The following is a 21,273-nucleotide window of genomic DNA, read 5'->3' as shown; positions in this document are numbered from 1 at the left end:
TTTAAAATGATAGTAACAGTGATAGGACTCTTACGATTTGGATTTTCTCTGGTCTTTGGTATAGCGGTGACCGTTCTTTTTGCAGGAATAGAACCCACAAGGAAAAACAGGCTAGTCGCTGGCTTGCTCTGTGTCATTTTTCTTTTCGTTCAAACCATCAGTTGGAGGCTTTTGGGCTTGGATTTGACATCAAAGCTGTATCCGCTGATTATTCACCTGCCGCTCATAGTGATATTTTCCCTATATTATAAACGTCCGTGGCTCATATCCACCGTCAGCGTGCTTTCTGGTTATCTTTGCTGTCAAGCGCCACGCTGGGTTGGTTTCATGGGGGGAGCTGCCTTAGACAGTAGTCTCGCGGATCACGTTATTTATATTGGGGCGGTGTTTCTGTTTTACTATTTCCTAAAAAGGTATGTGGCAGGGTCCGTTCGGCAGCTTATGGAGGTGTCCACTAGATCTTGCTTATTTTTAGGAGGGGTGCCACTTTTTTACTACCTGTTCGACTACACGACCACCATCTACACCGATGTGCTTTACCGCGGTACGAAATGGGCGGTGCAGTTCATGCCCTCAACAGTCTCTGTTTTCTATTTTGTGTTTGTTATCCTTTATTACGCTGAGACGCAAAAACAAGTAACTCTCCAAAGAGAACGGGATATGCTGGATGCGCAGTTTAGACTGGCACAGACAGAGTTTGCTTCTCTGCGGCAGTTGCAGCAAAATGCCGCATCCTATCGGCACGATATGCGCCACCATTTCGCTCTTTTACAAGGACTGGCATCTAAGGAACACATAGAAGAAATCAAAAAATATCTACAGACTGCCCAGTCCGACATGGATGCCATCACGCCTTTGCGCTTTTGCGAGAACGAAACCGTCAATCTGATTTTGTCCGCCTTTAATACCAAGGCAAAACAATCAGAAATCCTATTGAGGATAGATGCGAAGCTGCCTGACTCGCTGCCCTTTAGCGACACCGAGCTTTGTTCGCTTCTTTCAAACGCCTTGGAAAATGCTATACAAGCTTCACAGCAGATACCTGACAGCAACAAACGGATCATCCAACTGCGTATGTATTCTAAGAATACGAAGCTGTGCATTGACATTCGCAACACCTATCAGTTGGACCCGATATTTCATCAGGGCCTGCCTGTATCAAAAGAGAAGGGGCATGGCTTTGGCACAAAAAGCATGGTGCATATTGTGGAAAAGCATGGTGGCGTATTTCAATTTTCAGTCAAGGATGGTTGGTTTATATTTCAGGCAACTACATAATCTCTTAATGAATTTGTCCGCCAAATTCTTAATCTGTGGCATAAAAAAGCAATCGGCAGACAGTGAAAATGCACTGTCTGCCGATTGCCTTGCCAATAGTTACTTTTTAAATAACAAGCTCTTTACACGCCCCACGAATGATTAAACGAAGTGCCTCGTCAAAGTACTTATCATCTACTAATTTTGTATGAAAGAGCATACAGATAATGCCGTGAGTCACAGCAGAAATAAGGTCTGCATTGCAGGAAAGCTTAATATTGGCCTTTTCAATTAAGTTGTAAATGCCTTCTGAATCACGATTCAAATGCTCTTCTAGTAAATGAGGAGGAAGCTTGCGAATAAGATAGTTCATTTCCGTTTCCAGAACCTCCATAATGGCATAGGATTTTGCTAATTTACAGGCCTGAAAGAAAGCCTCTTCTAAGCGTTCTGCATCTGATAGGTCTGTACGAGTACAGAGTATATGCAAAGCTTTAGCGTAAATGACTTCATGAAATTCTTCAATGACCTCAAAGAAAAGTTCTTCTTTTGTAGTATAAAATTTATAAAAAGCACCCTTAGAGATATTGGCACCAAGGGCGAGCTGTTCAACCGTTGTTTTTTTGATGCCATACTTACTCATATATTCTAATGCACAAGCTTTTAAGGCTTTACGAATCATTTCTTTTTCATGTTCACTAAAGGCTGTTGCCATAGGTCTTCCCCCTTTTGTATTATATGGTTATTTCATAATATAACATGTTTATCTAAGTATTATAATAGCGATTATTTAAGGTGTTAAGGTAACATCAACAGATAATCCAGGCTTTAAGTAGTCTAGACCATCCTGCACCTCGATAGTTGCTTCTACTACAGTATCACCATCTTTTACAACAGCACGCTCAGAAATTTGAGCCACTATACCAAAAAGTGTAGGTAATTTCTCATGATCATCTGCAAGAATAATAGTAACATCAGCACCTACCTGTATGTTGGAAAGAGATTCTTCAGGAATATCTGCAAGGATATAAAGGCTATCTTGTGACATGGTTTTGAGAAGAGGAGTAGGACTAAAGCCTTCTGTGCCAGTGATATAAGAGCCTTTCGAGCACTGAATGTCATAAACAATTAAATGATCATTAGGTGCAACTACGTCACTTCCCTTTAAATAATCTTGTTTAAGCTTTTGTTTCATGTTATCAAGGACGAGTTTGTCAGCTTCTATTTTGAGTTCTAGCATTTCGATACGGGTACGTTTTTCAATATCAGTATTAGAGGAAAGTATCTGGGTACTTTTAAGCTGGCTATTAAGAGTAGCCACTTCTAGTTCTAAGGTAGATTTGATTTTGTTCATAGCAAGCTTGGTATTTTCTAATTCTTGAAGTTTGGCTTCATAAGTTTGTTTGCTTATTTCTAACTCGTGTGAAGCGAGACTATGGGCATCAAAGAGACTTAAGTTGGTTTCATAGAGCTGTTTAGCAAGAGCTACCTCTTTTTCTAAGGAAGGAAGCATGTTTTTAAGAGAAAGCAGGTCGGGGTCTGTCCCCTCTTTAATATAGCCTTCCTTTAGTTTGAGTTGGTCTTTAATGGCAGAGAGCCCAGCATATTGGGCATTATCATTGCCTAATAATTGTTTGAGATTTACCTCATTTATTTCTAATTCTTTTTCTTTGGTGGCGATTTGGAGTTTATAGTCCTCTATGTCTAGAGAGACGAGAGGGGTACCTTTTTGAACCTTCTGCCCATCTTCTACATGAAGAGCAATTACCTTAGCAGGAAAATCTAATAAAATTTCTTCCTTTGTATGAGCTTTTACTTCTCCATAAAAAACGAGGCTACTAGGGGCACTCTTAGTAGTGACTGCTTGGCTAGATATAGCTTGCTCACTAGAACAAGCTGTTAAGAGTAATACGCTAAAGCTAAGTATACTTATTTTAGATCCTTTCATGCTTAAATCCTCCCTTATTCTCTGTTTTTGAGTGCCTCTGTTAAAGCAATCCTATTAACACTTTTCTTAAGAAGCAGCTTGGCCCCGAGATAACTTAAAGCTAAAATCCCTAAGCAAATACCCATGGAACGCAAGGTGATGACAGGCATAAAATAGTGTTGCATATCCTGAAAAATATTAGTAAAAAAGTAGTTGGTAAGGAGATAGCCACTAGGTAAGGCAACTAAAAAGCTAATGAATAAAAATATAAAATTACCTTTTAAGTAAAGCTTACTGACTTCTTGGTCGTTATAACCAAATATTTTAACCATAGAAATATTAATCTTGCTTTTATCAATAATCATGTGTAGTAACAGATAAACAACGGTAATAAGGATCCCTATACCACAGATAATGAGAATAATGATCATAACATTCATCATATCCATCATATTTGTTACAGAAGTAATGGTTTCGGAGTGACTTATTTTAGAAGCGAGCTTTTTACTAGGAATATTTAAGGGAGCATGTGTAAATAGGGCATTATAGCTTTGCTCATGCAGGTTAAAAATCTGGTTGAAGCTCCACATGCTTGTAAAAAGATAGGGGCCATAATCATAAGGAGCGATACCAACAATAGATACGATATATTCTTTAGCTTTCATTTCATCCTTCAATGTGATGAAAGAGCCTACTTCAATTTTGTACTTATTTTTAAATGAAGAAGTCATAAGTACTTCATTACCCTGTAAGGTGTTTAATGCTGGTATATTGAAAAAATCACTATTTGGTATAATACCTTGGATAGGGACAGATTTTTCTTTACCATTTATACTAAACTTTACATTTTTTAGACTAGTGAGTTCACCATGTTTGCTATATTTATTAAGATCTTTAGGATTTATAAAGGTATAAAGTGAGTCATAAGGCAGGTTGTTTTTTAAATCATTAATATACCCTTTTATAGAATCATTAAAATAAAAAGCAGTAAAGAGTATGAAAACACCAATAAAACCACCTAGTATAAGTGCAAGCATACTGGTCCATTCTCTTGCCATATCTTTTATACGAAAACGGCTTAAAAAAGAAAGTTTTTTAAGGGTTAGCTTTTTTTCTAAAAAAGAAACATTATTTTTAGAAAATTGACCTCTAAGGAGGGAAAGAGGTGTCTTGCTAAGTGCGTTAGAGATGGAAAGATAAGTAATTAAAACAGTGAGTATAAACGGTAGTATAATACCAAAGAACATAAGCTGAGAGCTATTTTGGAGAGGTACATAGGGCATAGTATACTGGACTTCCATAAAACGGATAAGTACTTCAGAAAGGATAATACCACAGCTATATCCAACAAAGAGGCCTATAATAATAAGAAGAGACGGAAGAAGCATATAGTAAGAGAGCAGTTCAGTTTTATTAAAGCCTTGAGCATAAAGAATACCAATCGTTTGACTTTCAGCAGTAATATTATTTTTTATAGAGATAGAGATGATAAAGGCAACCACCATGATGAGCATAGTACCGATGACTATTCCCATTTGTTTAGGACCTTCTGCATCATTAAAGACAGTATTAAGTCGAGGATTATCCTTACGAAGCACAAATTCTAAGAGCTCTGTATTTTTTTCTAAATATTTTTTTAAGTTATTTAACTCTCCTTCTTGACTTTTGATGCTATAAGTAGTTGTAATGGATCTATTCGACTCAAGTTTTTTGTAAGCCTCATTGGTAATATAACCAACACCAAAGGTATTGGGTGCGTTGAGCATATCGTTTTTATTTTTTAGAGTATAAACGTAGTCAGGGGAGATGCCATAACCAACTATATGGAACGGGATATCAAGAAGGATTATATAATCACCAACTTGGTAGCCATTAGCTGCAGCAAACTTGGGGTCTAACCAGATATCATTTTTTTCACTTAAAGGAGCACCTTGGATAAGAGTGGGTTGGTTGAGCACTTTATCTTGGATAATAAGACGAACAACTCTCTTATTTTCTTTAGTAATAGAGGACTTATCTAAATTTGCATCCAAGGATTTAGACTTCTCAATAAGAACCTTAAAATGACTCTCAAGATAAGCTTCCTTTCGTTTGCTGATTTCACCCTGCAAAGTAAACTGAGCATCTTCTGCTAAGTGAGTATCATAGAAATGATTAACGGCTTTAATATAACTACCCATAGAACGATTAAAACCAATAATAACTGTAATACTGAGGATGATGAGCAAAATAAAGCTTATATTTTTAACCTTATTATGACTTAAATCACGAAGGAGTCTTTTTAAATTCATAGATTTCACCTACTCTTATAAATATACTTACCAATCAATGTCCTTAGCGTGCTTACGGTGAGTATTAAGTGTGTTATGGGTAATGCGACCATCCTTGATTCGAATGATACGGTGAGACATATCCTTAATGGCATCATTGTGTGTAATCATAAGCATTGTTGTATTGTAAGTTTTGTTGATTTCTTCAAAAAGCTCTAAAACCTCTTTAGAGGTTTTATAATCGAGGGCACCTGTAGGCTCATCACAAAGAAGGAGTTTAGGGTTTTTAACTAAAGCTCTAGCAACAGCTACCCGTTGTTGTTGACCACCAGAAAGCTGAGAAGGGAATTTATGACTTTCTGCATGAAGACCTACTTTATCAATGAGAGTATCAATAGCTAGAGGGTTTTTACCTAAATGAGCACATATCTCAATGTTTTCACGAACAGTGAGATTAGGAATAAGATTATAAAATTGAAAGACAAAGCCTACAAAGTTTCTACGATAAATACCAAGCTGTTTACTTGATAAGTTGCAAATTTCATTCCCTTCGATTTTAATACTGCCAGAGGTTGCTTTCTCTAAGCCACCAATAAGATTCAGTAGGGTAGATTTTCCTGAACCAGAAGGGCCTAATATTACTACGATTTCACCAGCTTCCATTTTAAGGGTAGCTTGATTTACAGCAAAAAATGCATTTTCACCAGTTTGATAGCTCTTTACTAAATCTTGAACCTCTAAAAACATACCATCCCTCCCTTATTTAAAAAATTAAACAATTCATATAAAATGTATGACTAAAAATATATTAATAGTCATAAATAAAATATTAAGGTTTTGAGGAATAATTGTCAATATATTTTTTAAATTTTTAATAGTAAAATATAAAGCTGTAAATAATGATTAGAAAATTAAAAAAGACTACAAAAAATAATAAGAGAGTACAAGAATCCTCTCTAAAAATAGTGTATACTCATTGGTAACACATTAAATAAGGAGATGGTAGGATGACAAAAGTAAAAATTAATCCGGGTATTTGTGGATTGATAACGACTGTAACAGCTCTATCTGAGGACCAACAAGAGGTAACTGTACAAGTAAAATCTGGCTGCGCAAGTATTAATAAGATGTTTGCGGAGTTAGGAAATACATTTGATGCCTTTGAAGTATGCCTCGCAAAACCTGGTACAGGGGAATTTTATGAGTATGCATCTAAAAATTTTCCTGGACATGCATCTTGCCCTGCTTTAGCAGGAATTATTAAATGCATGGAAGTAGAATGTAAATTAGCATTACCAAAGACTGCAAGTATTGAATTTGAATAAAAAATAGTAGCAGAATCTTACAAGAGGAAATCTTGGGAGAGGAGCTACTATTTTTTTTATTGAAAAGGGCATATAATGATACTCATAAAATAAGTTATGTGACTTAATTACAGAACAAGAAGAAATTTATACATATAATTAAGTTATAAAGGAAAACTTTATAAGGAGTTAAAATAGAGATAGGCAAGGAGTTGTTAAAGATGAAATTATTTGAAGCCCTATGGGGCAATCGTGATATAAAAGAGATCAGCCCACAAGATGCATATCAAAATTTACAAAGAAATAAAGAGATTGTTCTTTTAGATGTAAGAGAAAAAGAAGAGTTTGCTCTTTCACATATTAAACACGCAAAAAATCTATCAGTTAATAGGCTTAAACAAGAAATAGAACAAGTAGTCCCTCATAAAGATACTACACTTTACGTATATTGTTTAAGTGGAGGAAGAAGTGCAAGAGCTTGTAGTTTATTAACTCAAATGGGCTATACAGATGTCTATAATTTAGGTGGGATAGCTTCATGGCCCTATGAAATTGAAAAAGGGAATAAATAGAGGAATAAATAGAACAAGGAAAGAGAGGAATGAATCATGCAAAAGGTAGTGATTGTAGGAGGGGTAGCAGCAGGAGCATCTGCTGCTGCTCGTTTAAGACGTCTGAGTGAAAAGGTAGAAATCGTTTTATTTGAAAAAGGAGAACATATTTCTTTTGCTAATTGTGGCTTGCCCTATTATATAGGAGATGTGATTCAAGAAAGGGAAAAGTTATTAGTAGCTACACCTACTCTTATGAAGGAGCGATTTGGTATTGACGTAAGGGTTCAAAGTGAAGTCGTGAGTGTAGATCCAGTAGCTAAAAAAGTTAAAGTACGTACGCATGATGGACAGTTTTATGAAGAGGATTTTGAGGGACTTGTTTTAGCACCAGGAGCAAAGCCCATACAGCCAGCTATTCCCGGTATTGTAAATGAAAAGATTCTATCTCTTAGAAATATAAGTGATACAGATAAAATAAAGGAAGCTACTAAGGAAGCTGCATCTATTATTGTTATAGGTGGAGGCTATATTGGTGTTGAATTAGCAGAGAATCTAAGGCATCTTGAAAAGAAAGTCACCCTTATTGAAGCAGCTCCCCATATTCTAGCCCCTTTTGACGAGGATATAGTAGTAAGTGCAGAAAGAAAGTTACGTGAAAACGGAGTTCACCTTATTTTAAATAATGGGGTTAAAGCTTTTCATGAAGAAGCACATCAAGTTAAAGTGGAACTTCAAGATGGAAGCTATGAGCTGGCAGACTTTGTAGTAACAGCAATAGGAGTAACACCCGATACATCTTTTTTAAAGGATTCAGGTATTCATTTAGGTAGTAGGGGTCACATCCTTACTAATGAGCATATGGAAACAAATATGAAGGGGATTTATGCAGGTGGTGATGCAGTAGAGGTGATCGATTTTGTAACAGGGCAAGAAACAGCTATTCCTTTAGCTGGACCTGCTAATAAGCAAGGACGCATTATCGCTGATAATTTAGCAGGTATACCGAGTACTTATAAAAACACACAAGGAACATCTGTTATAAAAGTTTTTGATCTTACCTTTGCAGCAACAGGTAATAATGAGAGGCAGTTAGATAAACTAGGTATCGAGCATCATGCTATCATCTTGCATCCTAATAATCATGCAGGTTATTATCCAGGAGCTACAGCCATTACCCTTAAACTCATCTTTGATGCTACAGGTGTTATTTTAGGCGCACAAGCCTTTGGGTATGAGGGAGTAGAAAAACGTATCGATGTTCTTGCTACAACCCTTCGATTAGGAGGAACTGTTTATGATTTAACAGAGCTAGAGCTTTGCTATGCACCACCTTTTGGATCGGCTAAAGATCCGGTTAACTTTGCTGGATATGTGGCAGAAAACATTTTAGCTGGAAGAAGCGAAGAGATACATCCACGTGAATTATATACGCTTCAGGATAAACCTCAAGTAGTTGTTTTAGATGTACGTACAACAGGTGAAAGAGCAAGAGGAAAGGTGCTTCATTCGGTGCACATTAATGTCAATGAACTTCGAACACGTTTAAGTGAATTAGACCCACAAAAGGAATACTGGATATACTGTGCTGTAGGCATAAGGGCTTATATAGCAGAAAGGATCCTTAAACAAAATGGCTTTAAATGTAAAAACATTACAGGGGGTTATAAAACATTAGAAGCATTGGGATTTATAGAAAAATAGGATAGTTAAACATTATCCTCTTGAAGAAAAGAAAAAGATTGTGATATACTATAAGAAAAAGAAGGATGTGAGAACGTCCTTCTTTATACGATTCTAGTTGCTTAGGCAACTGGCAGAACTCTTTTAGTATTGCTTATAAAGACAGTAGCACACCATTTGCGGGTAAGGGGGCTACTGTTTTTTTATGAAATTTTTATAAGTACTACTATAAATGTAAATAGTAATAATACAATCAAAATGGGGATTGGTAAAAGGAGAGGCTATGAAGCTATTAGAAGAGTTAAAGAAGGACTATGCTTTTTTAAACACCTTATCTGAAGAGGTACAACATATCATTGAACAAAGCCTTTGTGAAAGAAAGTATAAAGCCGGTTATAAACTGATTAACAGTGAGCAGGTTTGCTGTGGATTTTCTTTTATTTTACAGGGAACACTTCGGGTATACCGTATCAATGAAGAAGGACGGGAAGTCACTCTCTATCGCCTTAAAAAAGGAGATAGTTGTTTTATGACCATACTCTGCGCTTTAACACATCAACCAACCTTTGCTTTTGCTGAGGTAGAGGAGGAGGCTATCTTAGCTATTGTTCCTATATCTATTTTTGAACACTATTTATTAAATGATGTTAATTATTTAAAATATAGTTTTCAGAATCTATATGGTAAGTTTGATAGCGTTGTAAATACTTTAGAAAAGATTACTTTTGATAGCATTGAAAAACGCATTTTAGATTATTTAGATGCCTATAAAGAACATTCAAAAACAAATATTATTTATACAACCCATGAAAAGTTAGCCATTGATATAGGCTCTTCAAGAGAAGTGGTTAGCCGAATACTTAAAGGCTTTGAGAAGAAGGGAATTGTTGCCTTAGAAAGAGGTAAAATTCGTATCTTATAAATTCAAAAGAAAGAGATGAACCTATGAAAGCACCATCATTTAATGAGTATAATTTATCCCAAGACCTTTTAAAGGCCATTGAGCTTTTAAACTATAAAGAACCAACTCCTGTTCAAGAACAAACCCTACCTCATGTATTAGAAGGGAAGGATATTATTGTTAAGTCGAGGACAGGAAGTGGGAAAACAGCTAGCTTTGCAATCCCTATTTGTGAAAGGATAAATTGGGAGGAAAATAAACCACAGGCATTAATACTTACGCCTACACGGGAGTTAGCAACACAAGTGAGTGAAGACTTTTTTCATATTGGACGTTTTAAGCGTATTAAGGTAGTAGCCCTTTACGGCAAGGCACCTTTTCACCTCCAAGCTAAGCAAATGAAACAAAAAACCCATGTAGTGGTAGGCACACCAGGGCGTACCTTAGACCATCTAGAAAAAGGCACATGGGATACTTCAGAAATTCAGTACTTGGTCATTGATGAAGCAGATGAAATGCTTCGTATGGGTTTTATGGAGGAAGTACAAAGCATTATTAATCAATTACCAAAAGAGAGAGTAACCTTACTTTTTTCGGCTACACTTCCAAAAGATATAAAGGACCTTAGTAGAGCATATATGAAAGAACCAACTCTTATAGAGATAGAGGCAGCTAGTGTGGCATCTGATCAAGTAGCACAATATCGTTATGACATTTTGGAAGAGGAAAAAATAAACTTACTTGAGCAACTTACTATTTTAGAAAATCCTGAAAGCTGTATGATTTTTTGCAATACTCAAGTACAGGTAGATGCAGTTTATGAGGACTTAATAAGTAAGGGGTATAGGGTTCAAAAAATTCATGGTGGAATGGAGCAAAAGGAACGCTTTCAAGTGATGGAGGATTTTAGAAAAGGTTCTTTTCGTTATTTAGTAGCAACAGATGTAGCAGCTAGAGGGATTGATATTGACCATGTAACACATGTAGTGAACTATGATTTGCCAGAGGATAAAGAAAGTTATGTTCATCGTATTGGTCGTACAGGACGTGGTAATAAAAAAGGAAAAGCTATTACTTTTGTAAGTCCAAGAGATCACTACTATTTAAAGAATATAGAAGAGTACGTTGGCTATTCTATTTCGCAGGGAACTTTCCCCGATCAAGAAGAAGTAGAAAAGCAAAGGCAAGATTTTAAACTTAAGATGTATACGAGGCTAGAACATGTAGAGGAAAAGGGTACGAAACTTAATGAGGAAATCATGAAGCTGCACATTAATGCGGGTAAAAAAACAAAGATGCGTCCAGTAGATATTGTAGGTACTCTTTGTAATTTACCAGGGATAACAGCTCAAGATATAGGGATTATTAATATTTTAGATGTATCCACCTTTGTGGAAATCCTTAACAATAAGGGGGATAAGGTCCTAAGGACGCTTCAAACAACACCTATAAAAGGACGGCTGCGTCGCGTGACAAAAGCAGATAGGTAGTCTTTAGAGTATCAAAAAAGATACTACATTACGAAAAAGTGCCTTCTTGTGAACAAAAAAGACTTTCGTTAAACTAAGAATGAATAAAAAATCCCTGAATGAAGCAATGGATGAGGACCTATAAGTAAATAATAAAAGAGTATGGTTCGAATGGCGTTTCAAGATAGAGACTAGGGTATAATGTAATAAGTTTGGAGGAGGTTCACTATGAACATGGAAGATATGGTTTGCACTTGCTTTGGCATTACTGTGCAAGATATAAAAGATGCTATCGATAATGGCGCCACCACATTAGAAGAGGTACAAGAAGTAACAAGAGTAGGTATGGCTTGTGGCTCTTGCATAGATGAAGTGATAGAAGTAATCGAAACTTTAACGGCTCAAAAATAAATTAAATACTTAATTAGGTAGAATAAATATAGTTATGAAACAAAAATCGGTAGACTCACTTAAGTGAGTCTATCGATTTTTGTATTTTATGGCATAATCTTCTCTGTTTTGTACAAAGAAGTTCTAAGTTTCTTTAGTAGCAATTAAAATCCATACAAACTTATTTTTTTGGACGAACTGAATACTAAAACCTTGATTTTTAAAGAGCTTTTCAAGCACTTGGTGTGTGGTATAGAATTCTGTTTTTAAATCACGAGTAAGCGATTTATAACCTTTGGCTTCAGCCTCTTGTAAGAGAGATTTTTGTGCTTCGACAGAGGCATAGGTAGTATCGGCAAAGATAACTTTACCATGGTTTTTAAGCTTGCTAGCAAAGAGTTTAATAGCAGCCCCCTTCTCTTGATCAGATAGATGATGGAAGGCATAGCTACTGATAATGGCATCTACTTGTTCATCTGAGTGAGGTAGGTTGAGGAAGGTACCCTCTAGGAAGGTAATAGAGGGGTATTTTGCCTTAGCGATTTGACGCATGCGTTCATTAGGTTCAATGCCTAATACCCTATAACCTGCAAGAGCTGCTTGATGAGCAAGATTACCTGTTCCTGAACCAAGGTCTAAGACCAAAGCCCCTTCTGGCTTATGAATGGCAGCGACAGTATCCTTAAGAATACTATCGTAATTTTCGAAAACTTCTAGGTATTCTCCTGTAGAAGCCATAATAGTGCCGTCATAAGCATCTGCCCAGTTATCAAATAAAGCTTTAAAGCGAAAGTCAGAAAGGCGAAGATCAAAGTCGTAGAGGTTTTGGCTAAAGTAGCGATCGCTTCTATCTGGAAGGACTGTAACAATGTTAACAGTTTTTTGAGCTTTATAGGCTTGCTTAATGGAAGCAGCAACGGCAGCACCGGAGGATGCTCCTACTAAAACACCTTCTTTTTTACCAAGGAGCTGAACATAATAAGAGGCCTCTTCATCAGAAATTTTTTCTACCTCATCAATAACGGAAGGGTCAAAGATACTAGGTATGAAGTGATTACCAATACCTTCGATGTGATAGCTTCCTTCTTCACCACCACCTAGGATAGAGCCTACAGGGTCTGCAAGTACTACTTTAATCTTTGGATTCTGAGCTTTAAGATAGGTGGCAATACCCATAACCGTTCCACCAGAACCAGCACCAGCTACAAGGATGTCAATTTGTCCATCTAAAGCCTCATAGATTTCTCTGCCTGTTTTGAAGTGAGCATAAATATTATGTCTATTTTCAAACTGGCTAGGGGTGAAGGAAGAAGGGATAGTATCTGCTAGTTCTTTAGCTTTGCGAATAGCACCTTCGATCCCTTCCTCAGTAGGGGTAATAATAATCTCTGCACCCAAAGCTTTCATAAGAATTTGCTTTTCAAGAGCAAATTTAGCAGGTACAACGAGCTTCACTTCATAGCCCTTTTCAAAGGCTGCCATGGCAAGGCCAATTCCCATATTACCAGCAGTTGCTTCAATAATGGTATAACCAGGTAGAAGCTTTCCTTCCTTTTCAGCAGCTTCAAGTATTTCAAGACCTACTCGGTCTTTCACACTACCACCAGGATTTAAATATTCTAATTTAGCAAAGATATTGGCCTCTATTTCTGGAGCAAGATGGTTTAACTTAAGTAAAGGGGTATTGCCAATTAAATCCCGGATATCATTTATATAATGCATTTTAAAGCCTCCTTATATTTTTATTTAGATATATCCAAGTGCCTGCTTGAGGTCATTAATGATATCTTCACTATCCTCAATACCAACAGATAGGCGAAGTAAACTATCCTTAATTCCTAGCTTTTCACGTTGCTTTTTAGGGATAGAGGCATGTGTCATAGCAGCGGGAAGACAAATAAGGCTTTCGATACCACCTAGACTTTCAGCTAAAGCAATCATTTGGACCTTTTCCACTAGTTTGGCTGCTCTTTCTGGTGTATCTAATTCAAAGGAAAGCATAGCTCCTATATGAGGATAATAGACCTTTTTTACCTCAGGTAAAGTATTTAAAAAATCAGCAACTTTCTTGGCATTTTCCTGAGCCTTATCTAGACGAACAGCAAGTGTCTTAATACCTCGCATGAGAAGCCAACTATCTTGTGGTCCTAATATAGCACCTACTGCATTTTGCAAAAAATGGAGGCGTTCTTTAAGTTCAGGTGTAGTTACAACTACTAGACCAGCAACCAAATCACTATGCCCCCCGAGATATTTGGTGGCACTATGAACGACAACATCAATGCCGTGCTCAATAGGACGTTGTAAATAAGGGGTTAAAAATGTATTATCTACTACGGATAAAAGTTGATATTTTTTTGCAAGAGCAGCAAGAGCAGATAAGTCTGTTAATTTCATTAAAGGATTAGTAGGTGTTTCAATAAAAATTGCTTTTGTTTGAAGAGTAATGGCTTTTTCCACTTCTTCTAAGTTAGAAGTGTCTACTAAAGAATAAGTAAGACCCAATGGAGCAAAAACCTTATCCACCACTCTGAAAGTTCCTCCATAGACATTATCGGATAAAAGAATATGGTCACCTGTTTGGAAGAGCATAAGCACAGTAGATAAGGCTGCTAGACCGGAAGCAAAGGCAAAGCCAGCAACACCCCCTTCTAACTCAGTGATGAGTGCTTCTAGAGCTTCACGTGTAGGGTTACCTGTTCGAGAGTATTCATAGCCTTTGTGTTGACCAATAGCTGATTGCCTATAGGTTGAAGTTTGATAAATAGGAATACTTACGGCACCTGTTGCCGCGTCTTCTGATATACCACCGTGTATGACTTTTGAATTAAAATGCATATTTATACCTCCTTTAAGGTTTAGACAAAATAGAAAGAAAATTTCTTTGAATTAAATCAAAGTATACAACAAATATAATACCAAGTAAATAGGTTTATTTACTTGGTATTATATTTTTGTTCTCATGATTTCATGCAAGTCCAATTTAAATATAAGATTAAAAAAACAAAAAAGACTGTTCAAGAACAAACAGTCTTCTTACAAAAAATTAAGAGGGGGATGGAAAATAAAAGCTATTTAAAAGCTCTGCACAGGTAATAAGAACGGAACTAGTAACAACATCTGATGCTTCATGAGTTGGACGAAAATGTAGAGGTGTAAAAGTTTGCAAGGTTTCTAAGAGAAGGGAAAAACAAGGTTCCTCCTTATCCCAAGTGATAACAAAGCTATCTTGTAAGTTGGCAGTCGGATCTTTAGCTAATCCTGTATAGGTATAAGCTGCTCGTATACTTGTTGCTTTAGAAGGAGATAAAAAGTAAGAACTAAAAGCAAACATGGGTCCTTGTGAGGCTGCTACAAGGCGTGAAATAAGCATATTTAATCGAGAGAGGGCTTCACTAACTGCCTTATTTTGATTAGAAAATAAAATAACATCATTGTTAGCAGTTTGAGTATTTTTTTGATGAATTGTACCATTGGAGAGTGTATCTGTCTTATTCGTAGCTTCTGCAGTAGATTTACTATCTGTATCCACACAGCCTTTTGTTTCGTTGCGACAAACACTAAGATTTAGGGAACGAGTACCGGTGAGGGGAAAAGAAGTAGATGGCGTGATAAGGACATAGTTAGAACTATTGCGAGCTTCTGTAAAGCCAGTGGTACAGGTACAAGAAGAACCATTAGCTTTGGAAATAGTGTTAGAACGATGTAAAGCAATACTTTTAGAAGTGTTACAAGAAAAACTATAATTAGTCTGAGAGAATGAAGAAAGTGTTTGAGATAAGGTTTCTAATTGTTCAATCAGACATTTGATTTCGCAGTAAGTAAAAGGAATAGCTAAGAAAAAAGCTAGAAATTCCTCCTGTTTCATAAGCGATAAAAACTTTTCATTAATAGGTGAATGTGTACTATCTGTAGTATTGGGGATAACCAAGCTACAGCTCAGTGTATCGTAAAGGTTAGGATTAAACCATTTTTTTAAAAGAAGCTTACTATCTTGAGGAGATAGCTGATAAAACACGGCACCAGGAAAGGTGCTTAAAAGTCCATTTGTAAGTAGTTTAACAGAACTAGAAGTGTCACTTATTGTTTTTAGACCTATATAAAATTGAAGGGCATTAGAAGAAGATTCTAAGATGTATCCAAAGACATCTTTTAGATTTCCTAGAGCATTTAGGATAAAGGTAAAAAAGGAAGGATTTATAGACTTCGGGAGGAGCTCAATTTTAAATAGTGTAATAGGATAAGAGCAATTTGGAGGAGGACAAGCACAAAAGTTAGGGAGACAATTTAAATACTCTTGTTGTACCCATTTTTTATATTGGCAGAGTGCTTCTGATAGTAGGTTATCATTTCTAGGATCCTCCATAGTGATAGCTCCTTTTTGCTTGGTGTTATTACTCTATGCAACAAAGAGGTAGACCTATTACTAAAAATAATAAGCAAAATATAAAAAATATATTGACAAAGTAATGTAATGGAAATACAATACTAAACATATAGTAATACTAGGAAATTAAAAACGTTTTAAATTCTTATCCAGAGAGGCGGAGGGACTGGCCCAATGACGCCCGGCAACCAGGATAACTTAGTTATTCAAGGTGCTAATTCCTACAAACCATAAGGTTTGAAAGATAAGAGAGTAGCCATAGATTTTCTGCAAAACTACTTTCTTATACAAAGAAGTAGTTTTTTATTTTGTTTAAAGGAGGAGAGCAGATGGAAGAGGTGTTTATCGAAATAAAGGATTTACACAAAACCTTTTATAGCACAAATCAAAATATAGAGGTTTTAAAAGGGATCAATTTAAAAATAACTAAAGGCGATATTTTTGGGATAGTTGGTTTTAGTGGGGCAGGTAAATCTACTTTAGTTAGGTGTCTTAATCGTCTAGAGGAACCAGATAAAGGAAGCATTAGAATAGGTCAGCAAGAGATGACAAAGCTCACTAAAAGAGAACTTAATATCCAAAGGCAGAAGATAGGTATGATTTTCCAGAGCTTTAACTTATTTGAATCTAAAACAGTCTATCAAAATGTAGCCTATCCTTTAAAGCTTTCCCAGTATGAAAAAAGGCAAATGAAAGAAAGGGTTAAAGAAATCCTTGAACTAGTGGGTCTGAGTGATAAAATACATGCTTACCCTGGGCAGCTTTCAGGGGGACAAAAGCAAAGAGTAGGGATTGCTCGGGCGCTTGCTAATAATCCAGATGTACTTTTAAGTGATGAAGCGACCAGTGCATTAGATCCTCAAACAACGGTATCTGTACTAGATTTATTAAAGGAAATTAATCAAAAATTAGGGATAACTATTATTCTTATTACGCATGAATTGGAGGCAATTAAGTACATTTGCAACAACATGGCTATTCTAGAGCAGGGTGAGATAACAGAGCAAGGTACAGTAAGAGAGGTTTTTCTAAATCCTCATAGTCATACAGGTAAGCTTTTTATAAAGATTCATTCTGAGTTCCAACAGAAGCAGTGGGTGGAAGAAGGTGAGGGAATATGAGTTTATATAAATATTCCTTTTGGGAAGTCTTTAAAAACGCTTTTACAAAACCAGTATGGGAGACGCTGTGGCCAGCTATTGGAGATACACTTTACATGGTGGCAATATCCACACTCTTTACACTCATTATTGGCGTTCTTTTAGGACTAATCTTAGTACTTACAAGTCCAGAAGGTTTGAATCCCATTGGGTGGCTCAATAAAGGCTTGGGAATAGTGATTAATTGTTTACGTTCGTTGCCTCAGATGATTGTTATTATACTAATGCTTCCTATTGCAAGGATTTTAGTAGGTAAAGCTTATGGTTCTAATGCTTGTATTATTGCACTGGTAGCAAGCTGTGTACCCATGTTTGCCAGACTAGTTGAAAGTAGCCTTTTAGAAGTCACTAAAGGAAAGATTGAAGCAGCAAAAGCAATGGGAGCAGGAAACCTTCGAATTTTACTGTCGGTTATGTTACCAGAGGCATTTCCTTCACTAATAAGAGCCTTTACCGTCGCTGTTATTGCAGTGATTTCTATGACAGCCCTAGCAGGTAACTTTGGTGCAGGAGGAATTGGAGACATTGCTGTAAGGTTTGGCTTTAACCGATTTCAACACGATGTACTACTTGCAACAGTGTTGGTACTTATCCTAATTGTTCAAGTGGTGCAAGGGGTAGGTGATTTTGTTTCTAAACTATTTTTAAAGAAATGGTATTTAATAGGTGAAGTTCAAAGAAAAAATAAATCTGGTCTTAAGAAATGGCTAACGTCAGTTTTAAAGGTAAATACAGATATAAGTGAATAGATAAAAATTTTAAAATTTAAAAATCAAAATAAAAGGAGAGATGAGATATGAAGAAAAATGTATGGGTTACATTAGTAAGCTTAGGATTAATTGGAGCATTAGTAGGTTGCAATGGGGTAGGTCAAAAAGAAACGGCTACTTCAAGCCCTATCCCACAGGTACAGAAGCAGGAAGAAGCAAAGTCAGTGGAGGCAAAAGGAAGTAAGCTCATTGGTTTAGCAGACCTCGTACCTCATAATGATTTGATGAATGAGGTTAAACCTATTCTAAAAGAAAAGGGGATCGAGGTAGAAATTGTTTCAACAGCTTCAGATGCCACTTGGTTAGATAAGCTAAATAATGGAGAAGTAGACTTTGCCTTTTTTGCTCACTGGCCTTATGTAGAAGAATATAACGAGACTAATGGTGCAAAGATTGCTAATGTAGGAAACATCCATGTAGAACCTATTGCAGCTTACTCGGTTAAGTACACCAAAACAGAAGAAATACCTGAGCATGCCAAGTTTATTATCCCTAATGATGCAACCAACGCATACCGTGCTTTAAAAATTATAGAGCAAGCAGGTTTTATTAAGTTAGATCCGAATTTAAAAGAGCTTAAGGCTTCTGTTAAAGATATCATAGAGTACATTAAGCCCATTGAAATTGTAGAGATTGACTCCATTCAAATTATAGGCTTAGCACAAGACTTTGATGTGTATATCACCAACACCAACAAAGCACTTGAAGCAGGTGTAGATACGACTAAATACCTTTTTAGAGAAGCAGCAGATTCACCTTATGCAAACATTGTGGCGGTTAAGGAAGAAAAGAAGGATGATCCCGCCATTAAAGCTTTAGTAGAGGCACTTCGTAGTGATGCGATTCAAACCTTTATCGAAGAGAAATACAATGGGGCTGTTATTCCAGCTAAATAAATAGTGAAAAGCAACGAAGCTCTACCATTGATAAAGGTAGGTAGGGCTTCAAGGTTGCAAAAGGATATAAAAAATAAAACAAGAAAATGAGACGAAATAGGGAGGAAAATAAAAATGCCAAAAGAGACATTAAGACAGGTAGCGATTTATGGAAAGGGAGGAATCGGTAAATCCACTACCACGCAAAATTTGACTGCTGGGCTTGCAGAATTAGGTAAAGAAATTATGGTAGTAGGTTGTGACCCAAAAGCGGATTCTACAAGACTTTTACTAGGGGGTCTAGCTCAGAAAACAGTGCTAGATACGATTCGAGATGAAGGAGAGGACATTGAACTTACTACTATTTTAAAGAACGGCTTTAAAGGGATTCGTTGTGTAGAATCAGGTGGTCCTGAGCCTGGAGTAGGCTGTGCAGGACGTGGTATCATCACTTCTATTGGTACACTTGAAAGGTTAGAAGCTTATGCCGAGGACTTAGACTATGTGTTTTATGATGTATTAGGTGATGTAGTATGTGGTGGTTTTGCAATGCCCATTCGTGAAGGGAAAGCTAAAGAAATTTATATTGTAGCTTCGGGTGAAATGATGTCACTTTATGCAGCCAATAACATCTCCAAAGGAATTCAAAAGTATGCTAACAAAGGTGGGGCAAGATTGGGAGGCATTATTTGTAATAGTAGAAATGTAGATAGAGAGCTAGATTTGCTGAGAGCCTTCTCTAAGGAGTTAGGAACCCAACTTATTCACTTTGTACCACGAGATAATGTGGTACAGCGAGCAGAAATACGTAGAAAAACAGTTATTGAATATGACCCACAAGCGGCTCAAGCACAAGAGTATCGAGATTTAGCAAAACATATAGATGAGAATGATATGTTTGTCATTCCAAAGCCTATGGCATCAGAGCGCTTAGAAGAAATTCTTATCGAATATGGCTTAATGGATGGTCTTGTAGATGACTATAAGATATAGGAGGAGAAAACATGGCCTACAGAGTAGCATTTGCAAGTAGTGATGGCATTGTGGTTAATCAGCACTTTGGGCGAACACCCCAATTTCAAGTTTATGAGATTAAAAGTGCAGAGCAAGTGACGTTCATAGAAGAAAGAAGTAATACACCGTCTTGCCAAGAGTTTGAACATAGTATAGAAGCCTTGGAAAAGACTATTGGGATAATTAGTGATTGTAAATTTGTATTTGTTTCAAGGATAGGGCCAGGAGCCTATGATGAACTCCGAAGGCATGGGATAGAAGCCTATGAAATGTCTAGGGAGGTACAAGAAATATTAGAGAATCTAAAAAGGACAAATAGAAAATAACTTTTAATAAAGAAGAATCCTAGATAGAAAGTGAGGGATAGAGATGACTCAAATAGGAGGTCATAAGCACGCTAATCAGTTTGATCATTTAGTAAAAAATCATCCCTGCTTAAGCAAGGAGGCACACCACAAGAGTGGAAGGATCCATTTACCTGTAAGTCCAAGTTGTAATATTCAATGCCGATTTTGCAAAAGAGGATTTAATAAAGGAGAAATCAGGCCAGGAGTAAGTTCTCTTCTTCTTAAGCCTGAAGAGACGCCAGCTATAGTAGATAAAGCCTTGACACTTTGTCCTGAGCTAAAAGTAGTAGGGATAGCAGGGCCAGGAGATACATTAGCTACAGATTACGCTTTAGAGACATTTGCCATTATGAAAAAGACATATCCTGAGCTTATTAGCTGCTTAAGCACTAATGGCTTAAAGCTATATGATAAGGTAGAGAGGCTTAAAGAAGTAGGTGTGGAGACTATTACAGTAACGGTAAATGCTGTAGAACCAGATATTTTAAGCCAAATAATTGCTTATGTCATTGATGAAAAGGGTAAAAAACTGACTGGGCTTCAAGGGGCAAACAAGCTTATTGAAGCGCAACTAAAAGGCATCAAAAAGGCCGTAGAACTAGGGATATTGGTTAAAATTAATACAGTACTTATCCCTGGTATTAATGATGAACATGTGAAGGAGATTGCCAAGGTCACTAAGGAACTAGGTGCATCCCTTTTAAATATTATTCCCCTCATTCCTCAACACGAACTAGCTGATATTAAGGCACCCAGTTGTATGCTATTAGAACGGGTGAGAAAGGAAGCTAGCGAGTATTTAGAGGTATTTAGACACTGCAAACACTGTAGGGCAGATGCATGTGGCATACCAGGCAAAGGACAAAGCTTACATAAGGAACTCTATGATAAAGAGGTGGTAGAAACCTTTTCGCATGGCTAAAAGCCAAAGGTTTTTGTTAAAAAAAGAGGTTTAAGGCTGAGAATAA

The 21,273-nt window shown here is 36.7% G+C and carries 20 protein-coding genes and 1 riboswitch; of the genes, 13 read left to right on the top strand and 7 right to left on the bottom strand.

Annotation, left to right across the window (positions count from 1 at the left end; genetic code table 11):
* The first annotated feature begins 6 nt into the window (after positions 1–6).
* Positions 7–1,278 carry a sensor histidine kinase gene (locus tag CS063_RS09620; RefSeq protein WP_099449491.1) on the top strand — a complete coding sequence of 424 codons (1,272 nt, stop codon included), beginning with the start codon at positions 7–9 and terminating at the stop codon, positions 1,276–1,278.
* 106 nt (positions 1,279–1,384) lie between these two features.
* Here CS063_RS09620 and CS063_RS09615 read toward each other — a convergent pair whose 3' ends face one another.
* The 4 genes from CS063_RS09615 to CS063_RS09600 form a co-directional block, all read right to left on the bottom strand.
* Entirely contained in the window at positions 1,385–1,972 is a 588-nt protein-coding gene (locus CS063_RS09615; protein ID WP_099449490.1) for a TetR/AcrR family transcriptional regulator, read from the bottom strand.
* Between the two features lie 75 nt (positions 1,973–2,047).
* Positions 2,048–3,205, bottom strand: coding sequence for an HlyD family secretion protein (locus CS063_RS09610; protein ID WP_099449489.1), 1,158 nt, complete (start codon positions 3,203–3,205; stop codon positions 2,048–2,050).
* Between the two features lie 14 nt (positions 3,206–3,219).
* Positions 3,220–5,475, bottom strand: a complete 2,256-nt coding sequence (locus tag CS063_RS09605) for an FtsX-like permease family protein (protein WP_099449488.1) — start codon at positions 5,473–5,475, stop codon at positions 3,220–3,222.
* A gap of 27 nt (positions 5,476–5,502) precedes the next feature.
* Positions 5,503–6,201, bottom strand: a complete 699-nt coding sequence (locus tag CS063_RS09600) for an ABC transporter ATP-binding protein (RefSeq protein ID WP_099449487.1) — start codon at positions 6,199–6,201, stop codon at positions 5,503–5,505.
* 260 nt (positions 6,202–6,461) lie between these two features.
* Here CS063_RS09600 and CS063_RS09595 point away from each other — a divergent pair, with 260 nt between their 5' ends.
* The 6 genes from CS063_RS09595 to CS063_RS09570 all read left to right on the top strand — a co-directional run bounded on the left by CS063_RS09595 (position 6,462) and on the right by CS063_RS09570 (position 11,773).
* Positions 6,462–6,779: a DUF6951 family protein gene (locus CS063_RS09595; protein ID WP_099449486.1), complete on the top strand. Its 318-nt coding sequence runs from the start codon at positions 6,462–6,464 to the stop codon at positions 6,777–6,779.
* 200 nt (positions 6,780–6,979) lie between these two features.
* A complete protein-coding gene (locus CS063_RS09590; RefSeq protein WP_099449485.1) occupies positions 6,980–7,330 on the top strand; it encodes a rhodanese-like domain-containing protein in 351 nt (116 codons plus the stop codon).
* A gap of 36 nt (positions 7,331–7,366) precedes the next feature.
* The gene (locus CS063_RS09585) at positions 7,367–9,013 is read left to right on the top strand and encodes an FAD-dependent oxidoreductase (protein WP_099449484.1); all 1,647 of its coding nucleotides are present in this window, start codon (positions 7,367–7,369) and stop codon (positions 9,011–9,013) included.
* Between the two features lie 262 nt (positions 9,014–9,275).
* Entirely contained in the window at positions 9,276–9,914 is a 639-nt protein-coding gene (locus CS063_RS09580; RefSeq protein ID WP_099449483.1) for a Crp/Fnr family transcriptional regulator, read from the top strand.
* Positions 9,915–9,937: 23 nt separating this feature from the next.
* Entirely contained in the window at positions 9,938–11,383 is a 1,446-nt protein-coding gene (locus tag CS063_RS09575) for a DEAD/DEAH box helicase (RefSeq protein WP_099449482.1), read from the top strand.
* A 207-nt stretch (positions 11,384–11,590) separates the two neighbouring features.
* Positions 11,591–11,773, top strand: a complete 183-nt coding sequence (locus CS063_RS09570) for a (2Fe-2S)-binding protein (RefSeq protein ID WP_099449481.1) — start codon at positions 11,591–11,593, stop codon at positions 11,771–11,773.
* 123 nt (positions 11,774–11,896) lie between these two features.
* On the opposite strand, the gene CS063_RS18080 is transcribed toward CS063_RS09570, so the two are convergent.
* The 3 genes from CS063_RS18080 to CS063_RS09555 all read right to left on the bottom strand — a co-directional run bounded on the left by CS063_RS18080 (position 11,897) and on the right by CS063_RS09555 (position 16,118).
* The gene (locus CS063_RS18080; protein WP_099449480.1) at positions 11,897–13,474 is read right to left on the bottom strand and encodes a pyridoxal-phosphate dependent enzyme; all 1,578 of its coding nucleotides are present in this window, start codon (positions 13,472–13,474) and stop codon (positions 11,897–11,899) included.
* Between the two features lie 24 nt (positions 13,475–13,498).
* Positions 13,499–14,590, bottom strand: a complete 1,092-nt coding sequence (locus CS063_RS09560; protein WP_099449479.1) for a trans-sulfuration enzyme family protein — start codon at positions 14,588–14,590, stop codon at positions 13,499–13,501.
* A gap of 208 nt (positions 14,591–14,798) precedes the next feature.
* A complete protein-coding gene (locus CS063_RS09555) occupies positions 14,799–16,118 on the bottom strand; it encodes a hypothetical protein (protein WP_099449478.1) in 1,320 nt (439 codons plus the stop codon).
* A gap of 163 nt (positions 16,119–16,281) precedes the next feature.
* Positions 16,282–16,390: riboswitch (SAM riboswitch) on the top strand.
* A gap of 78 nt (positions 16,391–16,468) precedes the next feature.
* Between CS063_RS09555 and CS063_RS09550 the strand changes: the two genes are divergently transcribed.
* The 6 genes from CS063_RS09550 (at position 16,469) to CS063_RS09525 (ending at position 21,227) form a co-directional block, all read left to right on the top strand.
* Positions 16,469–17,260 carry a methionine ABC transporter ATP-binding protein gene (locus CS063_RS09550; RefSeq protein ID WP_099449477.1) on the top strand — a complete coding sequence of 264 codons (792 nt, stop codon included), beginning with the start codon at positions 16,469–16,471 and terminating at the stop codon, positions 17,258–17,260.
* The gene (locus CS063_RS09545) at positions 17,257–18,048 is read left to right on the top strand and encodes a methionine ABC transporter permease (RefSeq protein ID WP_099449476.1); all 792 of its coding nucleotides are present in this window, start codon (positions 17,257–17,259) and stop codon (positions 18,046–18,048) included. The genes CS063_RS09550 and CS063_RS09545 overlap by 4 nt, the downstream gene beginning before the upstream one ends.
* Before the next feature lie 47 nt (positions 18,049–18,095).
* Complete coding sequence (locus CS063_RS09540; protein WP_099449475.1) at positions 18,096–18,965, top strand: MetQ/NlpA family ABC transporter substrate-binding protein; 870 nt, start codon at positions 18,096–18,098, stop codon at positions 18,963–18,965.
* 114 nt (positions 18,966–19,079) lie between these two features.
* Complete coding sequence (nifH, locus tag CS063_RS09535; RefSeq protein ID WP_099449474.1) at positions 19,080–19,937, top strand: nitrogenase iron protein; 858 nt, start codon at positions 19,080–19,082, stop codon at positions 19,935–19,937.
* Positions 19,938–19,948: 11 nt separating this feature from the next.
* A complete protein-coding gene (locus CS063_RS09530; RefSeq protein ID WP_099449473.1) occupies positions 19,949–20,284 on the top strand; it encodes a NifB/NifX family molybdenum-iron cluster-binding protein in 336 nt (111 codons plus the stop codon).
* Between the two features lie 43 nt (positions 20,285–20,327).
* Complete coding sequence (locus tag CS063_RS09525) at positions 20,328–21,227, top strand: radical SAM protein (RefSeq protein ID WP_099449472.1); 900 nt, start codon at positions 20,328–20,330, stop codon at positions 21,225–21,227.
* The last annotated feature ends 46 nt before the right edge of the window (positions 21,228–21,273 follow it).

Origin of the sequence: Sporanaerobium hydrogeniformans, assembly GCF_002735925.1 — a bacterium.
GTDB classification, from domain to species: Bacteria; Bacillota; Clostridia; order Lachnospirales; family Cellulosilyticaceae; genus Sporanaerobium; species Sporanaerobium hydrogeniformans.
Note: the sequence above shows the minus strand (reverse complement) of the source record. Positions and strands in the feature narration are given on the sequence as shown.

Coding starts and splice junctions, on each gene's coding strand:
- CS063_RS09610 (WP_099449489.1), bottom strand. CDS start 3,205: ATGAAAGGATCTAAAATAAGTATACTTAGCTTTAGCGTATTACTCTTA.
- CS063_RS18080 (WP_099449480.1), bottom strand. CDS start 13,474: ATGCATTATATAAATGATATCCGGGATTTAATTGGCAATACCCCTTTA.
- CS063_RS09585 (WP_099449484.1), top strand. CDS start 7,367: ATGCAAAAGGTAGTGATTGTAGGAGGGGTAGCAGCAGGAGCATCTGCT.
- CS063_RS09595 (WP_099449486.1), top strand. CDS start 6,462: ATGACAAAAGTAAAAATTAATCCGGGTATTTGTGGATTGATAACGACT.
- CS063_RS09605 (WP_099449488.1), bottom strand. CDS start 5,475: ATGAATTTAAAAAGACTCCTTCGTGATTTAAGTCATAATAAGGTTAAA.
- CS063_RS09620 (WP_099449491.1), top strand. CDS start 7: ATGATAGTAACAGTGATAGGACTCTTACGATTTGGATTTTCTCTGGTC.
- CS063_RS09550 (WP_099449477.1), top strand. CDS start 16,469: ATGGAAGAGGTGTTTATCGAAATAAAGGATTTACACAAAACCTTTTAT.
- CS063_RS09580 (WP_099449483.1), top strand. CDS start 9,276: ATGAAGCTATTAGAAGAGTTAAAGAAGGACTATGCTTTTTTAAACACC.
- CS063_RS09530 (WP_099449473.1), top strand. CDS start 19,949: ATGGCCTACAGAGTAGCATTTGCAAGTAGTGATGGCATTGTGGTTAAT.
- CS063_RS09575 (WP_099449482.1), top strand. CDS start 9,938: ATGAAAGCACCATCATTTAATGAGTATAATTTATCCCAAGACCTTTTA.
- CS063_RS09555 (WP_099449478.1), bottom strand. CDS start 16,118: ATGGAGGATCCTAGAAATGATAACCTACTATCAGAAGCACTCTGCCAA.
- CS063_RS09540 (WP_099449475.1), top strand. CDS start 18,096: ATGAAGAAAAATGTATGGGTTACATTAGTAAGCTTAGGATTAATTGGA.
- nifH (WP_099449474.1), top strand. CDS start 19,080: ATGCCAAAAGAGACATTAAGACAGGTAGCGATTTATGGAAAGGGAGGA.
- CS063_RS09545 (WP_099449476.1), top strand. CDS start 17,257: ATGAGTTTATATAAATATTCCTTTTGGGAAGTCTTTAAAAACGCTTTT.
- CS063_RS09570 (WP_099449481.1), top strand. CDS start 11,591: ATGAACATGGAAGATATGGTTTGCACTTGCTTTGGCATTACTGTGCAA.
- CS063_RS09525 (WP_099449472.1), top strand. CDS start 20,328: ATGACTCAAATAGGAGGTCATAAGCACGCTAATCAGTTTGATCATTTA.
- CS063_RS09590 (WP_099449485.1), top strand. CDS start 6,980: ATGAAATTATTTGAAGCCCTATGGGGCAATCGTGATATAAAAGAGATC.
- CS063_RS09560 (WP_099449479.1), bottom strand. CDS start 14,590: ATGCATTTTAATTCAAAAGTCATACACGGTGGTATATCAGAAGACGCG.
- CS063_RS09600 (WP_099449487.1), bottom strand. CDS start 6,201: ATGTTTTTAGAGGTTCAAGATTTAGTAAAGAGCTATCAAACTGGTGAA.
- CS063_RS09615 (WP_099449490.1), bottom strand. CDS start 1,972: ATGGCAACAGCCTTTAGTGAACATGAAAAAGAAATGATTCGTAAAGCC.